Raw genomic sequence first — 12,889 nt, 5'->3', positions numbered from 1 at the left:
ATTGCAAAGATAACATTTATTTCATGAATTTCTTTATCTTTGCAGGATTGGGGCAATCAATTTGTTGAAACAAAACATGGTTTTTAATTTTTTAATTTTTTCGATATGAGAAATTACAAAAGATTATTCGTCATTTTATTGAGCGTTTTACTTACTTATCCGCTTTGTGCTCAAACCAACGAAATGGTTATCAAAACCAATAAACCCGGCGCCGAGATTCAACCTACCATGTATGGTTTATTTTTCGAAGATATCAATTATGCGGCCGATGGAGGATTATATGCCGAGTTGGTGAAAAACCGTTCTTTTGAATTTCCCGACCGTTTAATGGGATGGAAGCCTTTTGGCAAAGTAATTGTCCGTAACGATGGCCCTTTTGAAAGGAATCCGCATTATGTGAGATTGGAATATGCCGGTCACCCGCATAAACATACGGGATTGGATAATGAGGGTTACTTCGGAATCGGTGTTAAAAAGGGTGAAGAATACCGTTTTTCGGTGTGGGCGCGAACAGCAGATGCTGCAAAAAATGCAAAAATCAAGATCGAACTGGTCGATGTATCTTCACAAGGCGAACGGCAGGCTTTCGCTTCGCAAGAGCTGATCATCAATTCTTCGGAGTGGAAAAAATATCGGGTCATCCTGAAACCCGATAAGACATTTGCCAAATCTGTTTTGCGAATTTTCCTGACTTCACGTGAGGGGGTCGATTTGGAACATGTTTCGCTCTTTCCTGTTGATACGTGGAAGGGACATGAAAATGGACTTCGTAAGGATTTGGCTCAGGCACTTTACGACATGCATCCCGGTGTTTTTCGTTTTCCCGGCGGGTGTATTGTGGAGGGAACCGATTTGGCAACCCGATACAACTGGAAAAACAGCGTAGGCCCTGTAGAAAACCGGCCGTTGAACGAAAACCGTTGGCAATATACCTTTACCCATCGTTTCTATCCCGATTACTATCAGAGTTACGGTCTCGGTTTTTATGAATATTTTCTTTTATGCGAGGAGATTGGAGCAGAACCGCTTCCGGTGGTCAGTTGTGGCCTCGCCTGCCAGTTTCAAAACGACGATCCCAAAGCCCATGTACCTGTGAGCGAGTTGGGAAGCTATATTCAGGATGCATTGGATCTGATTGAATTTGCCAATGGCGATGTTACGACTACATGGGGCAAATTGCGCGCAGAAATGGGTCATCCCGCTCCGTTTAATCTTAAATTTATCGGTATAGGCAACGAACAGTGGGGACCTGAGTATCCCGAACGTCTCGAGCCTTTTGTCAAGGCCATTCGCAAGGCTTATCCCGATATAAAAATCATCGGTAGTTCGGGTCCTTCATCCGAAGGGGAACAATTTGAGTACCTTTGGCCTGAGATGAAACGCATCAATGTGGATTTGGTGGATGAGCATTTTTATCGCCCCGAAAGTTGGTTTCTCAATCAGGGTTCGCGTTACGATAATTATGACCGCAAAGGACCAAAGGTTTTTGCAGGGGAATATGCCTGTCATGGTGAAGGCAAGAAATGGAACCATTTCTATACCTCACTGCTCGAAGCTGCTTTCATGACCGGCATGGAACGCAATGCCGATGTGGTACACATGGCAACGTATGCTCCTCTTTTTGCTCATGCAGAAGGTTGGCAATGGCGCCCTGATATGATCTGGTTCGATAATTTACGCTCGGTGAAGACGGTCAGCTATTACGTACAGCAGCTTTATTCGCGGAATAAGGGTACTCATGTGCTTCCGCTTACCAGGGATAACCGTCCTGTGGCAGGAGCCGAAGGACAAAACGGCTTGTTTGCGAGTGCCGTATGGGATAAAGCCCATCAGCAGGTGATTGTGAAAATCGTGAATACTTCAGATAAGACTCAGTCGGTTAAACTGAATTTCAGTGGATTGAAGAAATCCGAAAAATTGACCGGAGGAAAACTCATCACGTTGAAGTCGGACAAGTTGGATGCCGAAAATACCTTGGAAAATCCTTTTTTTATTGTTCCCGAAGAAAAAGAGGTTTTCGCCGAGGGTAATATACTGGAATCGCAAATTGAGCCCTATTCGTTCTACCTTTATAAATTCACATTAAGCCGATAGTATAGTTTTTCATGTAAAAGAGGGTGAAATCTCATTGAGATTTCACCCTCTTTTAGTGTTGGGTTGCCGGTATCGTTCAACTTTGTTGACATTGTATTATGCCCTTTGTTCGATATTCGGCTTGAGGTGTTTTTGTCGGGATGACTGGATTCGAACCAGCGACCACACGCCCCCCAGACGCGTACTCTAAACCGGACTGAGCTACATCCCGAAAAGCGAGTGCAAAATTAGCTTTTTATTTTTATTCCGGCAAATTTTGTGTGCTGTATTTTCCAACTGTTGATCCGACCGGCATGTGCAGCACATGCAAAACGATACCTATTATGCGGAAAAACATCAGCCGAAATGTTAAATCTGATTTCTACTGAAGCAAGAGATATTCTAAAAGACAGGATAAAAAAGATGGTAGAGAACTTTAAAATAAACACTTTTGTAGCCGATGGATATAAGTGCCGCATTTTTCATTTCCGACGACAGTTAAAAGTTTTACTTCAGACCGATTTTTGCGAAAAAGGAAATTTAATCTCTGAATCTTTTGGTGAGATCCCCGTAGGCGTCGATTCGGCGGTCGCGCAAAAATGGCCATATCCTGCGGGTGTGTTCGGTGCGGAGGGTGTCGATCTCAACAATTTCGGCTACTTCTTTATCTTCCGGTGCCCGGAAAAGCATCTCGCCCTGAGGTCCGCAAACAAAACTGTTTCCCCAAAACCGGATGCCGTGTGTCTGACCGGAAGGATCGGGTTCGTATCCGGTACGGTTTACCGAAATAACGGGAAGGGCATTGGCTACGGCATGCCCCCGCTGAACGGTTATCCACGCCTCGAGCTGGCGTTGTTGCTCTTCTTCGGTGTCGGTGAGTTCCATCCCGATGGCGGTGGGGTAAATCAGCAGATCGGCACCGGCCAGCGCCATCAATCGTGCTGCTTCGGGGAACCATTGATCCCAGCAAACCAACACGCCGAGTTTTCCAACGGAGGTAGGTATGGGGATAAAACCCAAATCGCCGGGGGTGAAATAGAATTTCTCGTAATATCCAGGATCGTCGGGAATGTGCATTTTGCGGTATTTTCCGGCAATAGTGCCGTCTTTTTCGATCACGACAGCAGTGTTGTGGTAAAGGCCGGCAGCACGTTTCTCAAAAAGCGAAAGCACAATGATCACACCCAGTTCTTTTGCAAGTTGACCGAACTTGAGTGTTGAGGGGCCGGGAATGGTTTCGGCCTGTTCGAAAACATGCGGATCTTCCGTTTGGCAAAAGTACAGACCGTTATGCAGCTCCTGCATCACAATAAGTTCTGCCCCTTGGCGGGCAAGTGTGCGGATGGCCATTTGCAGTCGCGAAACGTTTTCCTGTATATCGGCGGTGTTGGCTTGTTGTATGATTCCTACTTTCATTGTTTTAGTTGTTTTTTCTTCTCACTCGTTTCTTTTTATAGTTGAATGGTTGAGTCTGCTTTATAAAATTCAAAATACCGAAAATTAATTTTGTGGAAACCTGATTTTATGGTTGATTTTTTGCTCATCTTCAATAAATAAGACTTATTCAAGTAGACTCATGGTTTAAACAAAACTTGCGGATAGTGTATTGTACACCTGCTTGTCTCGTTTTACGGGTATCCTGTTTAAAGAAACCCTTGCGGATATTGCATGGCTGTGCAGTGCAGCGACCCGTGTTGTCGGATGAGCGGTCGGCAGTCGATGCCGACAATCGTTCTGTCGGTAAAAGCTTTCTGTAGCTGCTGTTTGGCCATTTCGTCTCTCGGCGTGCCATAACAGGGCATGAGCACGGCACCGTTGATGATGAGAAAATTGGCGTAAGTGGCAGGAAGTCGATAGCCTTCGGAATAGACGGCATCGGCCATGGGTAAAGGAATCAACGTGTAGTGTTTCCCTTCTGCCGTGACAAACGACCGTAGTTCCTTTTCCATCGCTTGCAGTTCGTCGAAATGTTCGTCGTCCCGGTTGGTACATTGTACGTAAGCGATGGTGTGTTCGTTGCAGAAACGGGCAAGTGTATCGATGTGGTGGTCGGTGTCGTCGCCTTCAAGATAGCCATGATTGAGCCAGAGCACGCGTTCTGCCCCCAAGGTTGTTTTCAGATACTGCTCGATATCGTCGAGCTCCATCGGTTGATTTCGGTTGGGCGAAGTGTGACATTCAGAGGTAGCAAGGAGCGTCCCCTTGCCGTCTGACTCTATTGAGCCTCCTTCCAAAATGAAATTGAGATGGCAACGGTATTGCACCTGGGGTTGAAAAATGTCTTGAGCATAAAGTCCACCGGTGATTTGGTTGTCGTAATTTGCCGCAAATTTCAGTCCCCAAGCGTTGAATCCGAAATCGAGAATGACGGGCTTCCCATCCCTAAATACGGAAAGAGCGCCGTGATCGCGCGCCCATGTGTCGTTGCTTCTGACTACCGCCACGAGGAGGTTTTTTCGTTCTTCTTTGTTGAAGTGTCGGAGCACATCATCCCCATCGGGACAAACCACGAGCAGTTTTTCGCGTTTCAAAATTTCTTTTGCAATGGCAACATAACAAGGGATTACCTCGTCGAGCATGTCGAACCAGTCGGTGCCGGCATGTGGCCATGTCAACTGTACACCGCTTTGCGGATACCATTCGGCAGGAAATATCGTGCGAGTCATGAGCTTATACATCCATGTTCCCTCGAACAATGCCTCGGCTTGAGTTGCGGACAAAATCGAGGATATAGTTTCGGTCTTCGGAATCGGGAAGTTCGTTTTCTATTCTTTCGGTTGCCTGTGTAGTATTGTATCCCGATTGGTATAAATAGCGGTAGATTTCCTGTATAGAATTGATTCTTTCACCGGTAAATCCTCTTCTGCGAAGTCCCACAACATTCAATCCCACGTAGGATATGGGTTCGCGCCCCACCATCACGTAGGGGGGAATGTCTTTGGAAATTTTTGAACCGCCTTGAATCATCACATGAGCCCCTATCCGGGTAAACTGATGTACCAGCGATCCGCCGCTCACAATGGCATAATCGTCTATTTCGACCTCGCCGGCCAGTTGTGCCGCATTGCCCAGGATGACATGATTTTTAAGCACACAATCGTGCGCAACATGACTGTAAGCCATAATGAGACAATCTTCTCCAACAATGGTAAATCCTTTTGAAGCCGTACCCCGATTTACGGTGGCACACTCGCGGATAACGGTTCTGTCGCCGATAACGGCAACGGTATCTTCACCTTTGAATTTCAGATCTTGAGGAATGGCGGCTATGGTAGACTGGGGAAATAGGGTGCAATTGTTTCCGATACGCGCACCGTAAAGAATGGTTGCATGTGCCATGATATGTGTTCCATTGCCAATCTCCACATTTCTGTCAACGTAGGCAAAGGGTTCGATGGTTACATTGTCTCCGATTATTGCTTCGGGGTGCACAAATGCCAAGGGAGAAATCGCATTCATATATTCAACCGTTTATTGTTTATTTGTTTTTTATGACTTGAGCCGTGAAGTCGGCCTCAGAAACTACTTTGTCGCCTTTGAAAGCAAGTCCTCTCATGGTGGCAATGCCTCTTCTTACTTCACTCGTGAGTTCTACCCTGAAAATGAGCGTATCGCCCGGAACCACTTTCTGACGGAATTTTACATTATCGATTTTCAGGAAATAGGTGGAATATCTTTCCGGTTCATCCAGTCTGGAAAGAACGAGTAAACCACCCGTTTGTGCCATTGCTTCCACCTGCAATACGCCGGGCATGATGGGCTCTTCGGGGAAGTGTCCGAGAAAATAGGGCTCGTTGGCCGTAATGTTTTTGATACCGACGATGTACCTGTCCGTTTTTTCAATGATTTTGTCCACCATCAAAAAAGGATAACGATGGGGCAGTAATTGTCGGATGCGGTTGATATCCATAAGAGGCTCCTTGTCGGGCTCGTAAATGGGCGGTTGTACTTCGTTCAACCGAATATCTTTGCGAATAAGTCGTGCCAATTGATTATTGATGTGATGACCGGGTTTTTTGGCTATGATTCGTCCTTTCAACGGTTTCCCGATGAGTGCGATATCGCCGATGAGATCCAAAATTTTGTGCCTTGCCGGTTCGTTGGGAAAAATAAGCGAACGATGATTCAGGTATCCGAGCTCATTGGCATCGTGATGAGGAGCATTCATCAAATCGGCCAGTTTGTCGAGCTCTTCCTGTGGAAGTTTGCGTTCATAAATAACAACGGCATTATCCAGATTTCCTCCTTTTATCAACCCTGCCTTGAATAATTGAAGTACATCGCGAACGAAAACAAAGGTACGTGCCGGAGCGATTTCTTTTTCGTATTCGGCCAACCCTTCCATCGAAGCCGATTGGTTAGGAATGTATTGCGAATCGAATTCGATAAACGAATTAATGCATAAACAATCATCGGGAAGCAGGGTGAGTTTGGAACCGGTTACCGGATCGTCAACCTCAATTTTTTTTCTTACGATATAATAGTCTTTTTCTCTTTCTTGATCGACAATACCTACTTCTTTTATTGCTTTTACATATTCGAGAGCACTGCCGTCGAGATTGGGAAATTCAGGTGCATTCACCTCAATGAGGCAGTTGTCGATTTCGAGACCGTAGAGTGCCGAAAGGCCGTGCTCTACCGTGCCAACGGTTACGTTGTCTTTTCCCAGAAGAGTTTCGCGTTCGGTATTGATCACATTTTCAGCTAGTGCTTCGATGATGGGTTGGTTTTCCAAATCGACACGTTTAATTTTATACCCGTGATCTACCGGTGCCGGATTAAATGTGATTTCGATATCCAAACCCGTATGTAATCCTTTACCCTTGAGGGTAAAACTTTTTTTTAACGTTTTCTGTTTCACTATTTCTTCGATTATTAAAATTTCACAAAAGAAGTGTTTTTTGTTCCACGTAAAAGCCGCTTATTTTTCTTCTAATTTTTTCTTCAATTCTTCGATTTCTGTTTTGAGGGCTCTCAGCTCACGATCCATGGCGGGCAATTTGGCAAAGAGCACGCTTGAGCGGAAGTAATTTTTCACGGGAATGGCAGGCGTTCCGATGATGCGGGATCCTTTTGGGGTATTGCTGAGGATTCCCGATTGTGCACCGATTTGCGAATCATCGCCAATGGTTACGTGGCCTCCTATACCTACCTGACCACCGAAAACGCAGTTTTCTCCTATTTTTGATGAGCCGGCAATGCCCACTTGAGCTGCCATGACGGTATTTTTTCCTATTTCGCAATTATGTGCTATGTGAATAAGGTTATCGAGTTTTACGCCTTGATGGATGATGGTTGAACCAAAGACTGCCCGGTCTATGGTGGTGTTTGCTCCGATTTCCACATCGTTTTCGATGATCACATTGCCCGTTTGGGGTATTTTGCGATAACCGTCTTTTTCGCGACTGAAACCGAATCCTTCGGCGCCGATAACGGCTCCGGAATGAAGAATGCAATTGTCGCCGATGATGCAGTCCCGATAGATTTTTACTCCGGAATGGATAAGGGTGTTTTTCCCGATTTTTACATTGTCGCCAATGTAAACCTGAGGATAAATTTGGCAATTATCGCCTATTTTGGCATTTTCTTCCACTACGGTGAAGGCGCCAATGTAAATATTTTTACCCAGTTGAGCCGATGAAGCTATGGCACTTCGAACGTCGATGCCCGTCTTTTTGGGAGTGTTCATCTCAACCAGCTCCAATAATGAGGCCAGCGCCGAGTAAGCGTTCGGGACTTTAATCATTGTAGCCTTTATGGGCTTTTCGGGAACAAAATCGCTGTTGACCAAAACAATATCGGCTTGGGTTTCGTATATATAGTGCGTATATTTCGGGTTCGACAGAAACGTGATGGTTCCCGGCTTTCCTTCTTCTATTTTGGCAAATGAATGAACTTGTACATCGGGATTGCCAATTATTTCACCATGCAGATGATCAGCAATTTGTTTCGCAGAAAAAGTCATTATGTATTCTTTATAACTAAAAAAGGATGTTATTTAATTTTGCAAATTAACGAATAAATTTTGATTGTACGAAAGAATGATATCATAAAAATAATCAATAGCTTCTCAAAATTTTTATCGGTTTGAGCGGTTTTCCGATTTATATTTTCTACATTTGCATGAAGTTTTTAGGAAAATTGGAAATACAAAAAACGAAAAAATTGCCTTTTTTATGAAAAAAATATACAGTGTTATTACGGGAACAGGATGTTTTGTACCCACAAAACGGATGACCAACAACGATTTTTTGTCGTATGAATTTTACGATACCAATGGAGAAAAGTTGCCCATTCCTAACGAAGAAATCGTACGAAAATTTGAAGAAATCACCACTATTTCCGAACGACGCTATGCCGAAGACGATCAGGTTACTTCCGATTTGGCAGTTATCGCTGCTCAGCGGGCAATGGAAGCTGCAGGAATCGATAAGGAGGAACTCGATTATATTATTTTCGCGCACAATTTCGGGGAAACGTTGGTCGATAATAATCGTATGGATATTTTGCCGACGCTTTCTTCACGCACCAAGCAAAAATTGGGGATAGCCAATCCCTTTACCGTTGCCTACGATATTTTGTTTGGGTGCCCGGGATGGGTGCAGGCCCTTATTCAGGCCGATTATTACATTCGGTCGGGTGAAGCCAAAAAAGTACTGGTCATCGGAGCCGATATATTGTCGCGCATATCCGATCCTCACGACCGCGACAGCATGATCTATGCCGATGGCGCCGGAGCTGCTGTGCTGGAACCTTGCGAGAGCGACGTGCCGGTAGGTGTTCTCGGTCATAACAGCCGTACCGATGCACTCAATTATGCACATCTGCTTCACATGGGATATTCCTACAATCCCAAATTGGCCGAGAAGAAAGATTATTACCTGAAAATGAACGGACGTCGGTTATATCAGTATGCGTTGGAAAATGTGCCTTCGACTATCAAGGCCGGACTCGATAAATTGAATATCGGCATCGAACAGGTAAAGAAAATCCTTATTCACCAGGCCAACGGCAAAATGGATGAAGCCATTCTTAAACGGTTGTTCAAACTTTACAACATCGACGTTGTGCCCGATGAGGTGATGCCGATGACCATTTCGTGGTTGGGGAATTCGTCGGTGGCTACCATTCCCACCTTGTTGGATATGATTGTGCGCGGCGAATTGGACAATCATGAGCTCGCCAAAGGAGATACGGTGGTGATGGCCTCCGTGGGTGCCGGAATGAATATTAACAGTGTGGTTTATCGTTTTCCGTAAAAACATCACGCATCGAAATCGGGAAAATACGAAATAAAAACGGCTGTATCTAAATAAGCCGCTGATAATGAGAATCGAATAGTTGAAATTGTCTCCCATAAGGGGAGTACGAATACAAAGAGGGTGAAATCACACATGTGATGCACCCTCTTTTGATTTATGGAATAGGAGTTTAAGGAAGGAAATCAGTTAAATCGATACCTTAAACTCAGAGCGAAACCCGCATACCAGTAGTCATTGTAATCGTTGAGAAAGTTAATCGACGGTTTCCAGTCGAGTGAAAGGGCAAAAGGTGCCTGAGGAAAGATGTACTCGACTCCGGCAATAAGGTCTGCACCCAAAAGAAAGCCATTATCGCGGTGTTCCTTGTCATACAGACCACCCAGATGTGCTCCGAGTCCCAAATACCAGTCGAGATTGGGAGCCCCCGGCACCGGTTGCTGGTATTCATACAACCCCGTCAACTGAAAATGATGAGGCGACGCGCTTAGAATTCCCTCAAAAGCATTTCCGATAGAAAAGAAATTCTTGTAAGTCAGACCGCTATCGTAACCTAATCTGACGCCGAAAGCACTTTGATAATCCTGCGCTTGAAGTGTAGTTGTTAAGGCAATAGCCAATAAACTTGTAAGGAATAATTTTTTTAGTTTCATAGTTGTGTGCATTTAAATGATGTTATATTCTCATTTAAATAACAATCGTAAAAATGAATTGTTTATTTTTCGAATGAGAATGCATCATTTTCCTGTTACGATTTTTTTGATTTCGTTGAGTTTATTGAGCGCTTCAATAGGGGTTAACGTATTTATATCCAAATTGATGATTTCGTCGCGTACTTGACTCAATACCGGATCGTCGAGTCGAAAAAAACTCAGTTGGTAACCTTCGCGTTTTTCGATAATGTCGTGGATGGGTTTGCCGATGCCTTCTTTTCGGTTGTTCGATTCCATCTGTTTCAGTATGGAAGCCGCTCTTTTTGTGATGCTTTGCGGCATTCCGGCCATTTGTGCCACATGAATACCGAAGCTGTGTTCGCTTCCGCCGGGTACCAGTTTTCGAAGAAAAATGACCTTGTTGCCGATCTCTTTTACGGATACGTTATAGTTTTTGATGCGTTTGAACGTCTTCTCCATTTCGTTCAATTCGTGATAGTGGGTGGCAAAAAGGGTCTTTGCGTGTGCGTAGGGGTGTTCGTGAATGTATTCCACAATGGCCCAGGCAATGGAGATACCGTCGTAGGTGCTGGTTCCGCGCCCGAGTTCGTCGAAAAGCACAAGGCTGCGTTGCGAGAGATTATTGAGAATATTGGCGGCTTCGTTCATTTCTACCATAAACGTAGATTCGCCCAGCGAGATATTGTCGGATGCACCAACACGGGTGAATATCTTATCGACCACACCGATTTTTGCCGAATCGGCAGGAACAAAGCATCCCATTTGCGCCATGAGTGTGATGAGTGCCGTTTGGCGAAGCAATGCCGATTTGCCCGACATGTTGGGACCGGTAATGATGAGGATTTGCCGGGTTTCGTTGTCGAGATACACATCGTTGGCAATATACGGATCGTCGGGTGGAAGCTCTTTTTCGATAACGGGATGGCGACCGTTTTTAATGTCGAGAATATCCGTTTCGTTGATTTCGGGACGGATATAGTTGTTCGTTTGAGCCACGTTGGCAAAAGACAACAGACAATCGATCCGGGCAACAATGTTGGCATTGATTTGGATGATGGGAATATATTCTATCAAACTTTCCACGAGCGCATTGTAGAGCTCGGTTTCGAGGGTGATGATTTTCTCTTCTGCCCCCAGAATTTTTTCTTCGTATTCTTTCAATTCTTCGGTGATGTAACGTTCGGCACTGACCAGCGTTTGTTTGCGTATCCAGCTTTCGGGTACTTTGTCTTTGTGCGTGTTGCGTACTTCGATATAATAACCGAACACGTTATTGAATCCGATTTTAAGCGACGAAATTCCTGTCTTTTCGCTTTCACGTTTTTGTATCCGTTGCAAATAATCTTTTCCCGAATAGGCAATATCGCGAAGTTCGTCGAGCTCGTTGCTGACCCCTTTTCGGATGATTCCGCCTTTGTTCAGGAGGGTAGGCGGGTCGGATACGATTTCTTTTTCAATGCGGTCGCGGATCAACGGACAGGGGTTCAATTTTTCGCCCATCTCTTTGAGATTGATATTGTCGGATGCCAAAAAGGCGTCCCGGATGGGTTCGATGGCTGAGAGGGCGATTTTCAGCTGTACTACTTCGCGCGGTGTGATTCGCCCGACGGCGGCTTTCGAAATGATCCTTTCCAAATCGCCAATGAGGGAGAGTTGCTCTTCGAGCAGTTCTTTGAGTTCCGGTTCACGGAAAAAGTTTTCAACCACGTCCAGCCGTTTTTCGATGGGGTTGATGTCTTTCAGCGGGAATACGATCCACCGCCGCAACAACCGCGAACCCATAGGGGTAATGGTTTTGTCCAGCACATCGAGCAGGCTTTTCCCTCCCTCGTTGAGTGGAGCAAGCAATTCCAGATTTCGTACTGTAAACTTGTCGAGACGAACATAATGATCTTCTTCGATGCGTTTTAACGATACAATGTGGCTGATCTGCGTGTGTTGCGTAATATCCAGATAGTGCAAAATAGCTCCCGAAGCAATGATTCCCAAGGACAGATGTTCAACGCCGAAGCCTTTCAGGTTTTTGGTTTGAAAATGTTTTAATAATCGTTCGTTGGCGGAGTCCTCCGTGAAAATCCAGTCGTCGAGCTCAAATAAAAAGTAATTGCTGCCGAAGTGTTCTTCGAATCTCTTTTTGTTGCCCCGTTCGATGAGGATTTCTTTGGGAGAGAAGTTGGAAAGCAGCTTATCGATATCTTCTCGCGATCCTTCGGAAGTCAGAAATTCGCCCGTGGAAATATCGAGAAACGAAATACCGAATAGTTTGCCGTTTGAAAAATGAAGCGAACAGAGAAAATTGTTCTCTTTGTGATTGAGGATAGTGTCGCCAATGGAAACACCCGGGGTTACCAGTTCGGTAATGCCGCGCTTGACGAGTTTTTTCGCTTTCTTTGGATCTTCCAGTTGGTCGCAAATGGCTACGCGTTTGCCCGCCCGAATCAGTTTGGGCAGATAGGTGTCGAGTGCATGATGAGGAAAGCCGGCCAACTCCACAAACTGTGCAGCTCCATTGGCACGCCGTGTGAGGGTGATTCCCAATATTTCCGAGGCAACGATGGCGTCATCGGAAAAAGTTTCGTAAAAATCGCCTACACGAAACAGCAGCACCGCATCGGGATACTGTTTTTTGATCGTGATATATTGTTTCATTAATGGAGTTTCGGCAATTTCTCTACTCATAACTACAGGTTTGTTCTCCGGATTTTCGGATGAACAAATTTACATGATAATTTTCAATTTACATACTGAGGCATGAAAATTCCGTTCGAACAAGTCGAGTCGGTTTTTATAGTTGTTTGCATAAGGGGCATAAAGGGGTATGTACAAAAAATTCTTTTTATAGATGTTCCACATAAACGGTCTATAGGTCTTATATTAAGTATC

Annotated in this window: 9 protein-coding genes and 1 tRNA gene; 2 read left to right on the top strand and 8 right to left on the bottom strand. The window is 44.9% G+C overall.

The features are described 5' to 3' along the window. Positions 1-105 precede the first annotated feature (105 nt). Positions 106-2,094, top strand: coding sequence for an alpha-L-arabinofuranosidase C-terminal domain-containing protein (locus OLM34_RS01540; protein WP_264404751.1), 1,989 nt, complete (start codon positions 106-108; stop codon positions 2,092-2,094). Between the two features lie 135 nt (positions 2,095-2,229). On the opposite strand, the gene OLM34_RS01535 is transcribed toward OLM34_RS01540, so the two are convergent. The 6 genes from OLM34_RS01535 to lpxD form a co-directional block, all read right to left on the bottom strand. Beyond that, positions 2,230-2,305: transfer RNA gene (locus OLM34_RS01535), tRNA-Pro, on the bottom strand. Between the two features lie 308 nt (positions 2,306-2,613). Beyond that, a complete protein-coding gene (locus OLM34_RS01530) occupies positions 2,614-3,489 on the bottom strand; it encodes a carbon-nitrogen hydrolase (RefSeq protein ID WP_264404749.1) in 876 nt (291 codons plus the stop codon). 227 nt (positions 3,490-3,716) lie between these two features. Then, positions 3,717-4,739, bottom strand: coding sequence for an agmatine deiminase family protein (locus OLM34_RS01525; RefSeq protein WP_264404748.1), 1,023 nt, complete (start codon positions 4,737-4,739; stop codon positions 3,717-3,719). 4 nt (positions 4,740-4,743) lie between these two features. Continuing rightward, entirely contained in the window at positions 4,744-5,532 is a 789-nt protein-coding gene (lpxA, locus tag OLM34_RS01520; protein WP_264404746.1) for an acyl-ACP--UDP-N-acetylglucosamine O-acyltransferase, read from the bottom strand. Positions 5,533-5,551: 19 nt separating this feature from the next. Next, positions 5,552-6,937 (bottom strand): bifunctional UDP-3-O-[3-hydroxymyristoyl] N-acetylglucosamine deacetylase/3-hydroxyacyl-ACP dehydratase, encoded by a 1,386-nt coding sequence (locus tag OLM34_RS01515; protein ID WP_264404839.1) that lies wholly within the window; start codon positions 6,935-6,937, stop codon positions 5,552-5,554. A gap of 57 nt (positions 6,938-6,994) precedes the next feature. Further along, on the bottom strand, positions 6,995-8,038 hold the full coding sequence (gene lpxD, locus OLM34_RS01510) for a UDP-3-O-(3-hydroxymyristoyl)glucosamine N-acyltransferase (protein ID WP_264404744.1): 1,044 nt from the start codon (positions 8,036-8,038) through the stop codon (positions 6,995-6,997). A gap of 211 nt (positions 8,039-8,249) precedes the next feature. Here lpxD and OLM34_RS01505 point away from each other — a divergent pair, with 211 nt between their 5' ends. Next, on the top strand, positions 8,250-9,332 hold the full coding sequence (locus tag OLM34_RS01505; protein WP_264404742.1) for a 3-oxoacyl-ACP synthase III family protein: 1,083 nt from the start codon (positions 8,250-8,252) through the stop codon (positions 9,330-9,332). 185 nt (positions 9,333-9,517) lie between these two features. Here the strand turns inward: OLM34_RS01505 and OLM34_RS01500 are convergent, their stop codons facing one another. Together OLM34_RS01500 and mutS are read right to left on the bottom strand one after the other, a co-directional pair. Continuing rightward, entirely contained in the window at positions 9,518-9,985 is a 468-nt protein-coding gene (locus OLM34_RS01500) for a hypothetical protein (protein WP_264404741.1), read from the bottom strand. A gap of 84 nt (positions 9,986-10,069) precedes the next feature. Beyond that, entirely contained in the window at positions 10,070-12,685 is a 2,616-nt protein-coding gene (mutS, locus tag OLM34_RS01495) for a DNA mismatch repair protein MutS (RefSeq protein WP_264404739.1), read from the bottom strand. Positions 12,686-12,889: the final 204 nt, after the last annotated feature.

Origin of the sequence: Anaerorudis cellulosivorans (assembly GCF_025943985.1) — a bacterium.
Lineage (GTDB): Bacteria > Bacteroidota > Bacteroidia > Bacteroidales > Dysgonomonadaceae > Anaerorudis > Anaerorudis cellulosivorans.
Note: the sequence above shows the minus strand (reverse complement) of the source record. Positions and strands in the feature narration are given on the sequence as shown.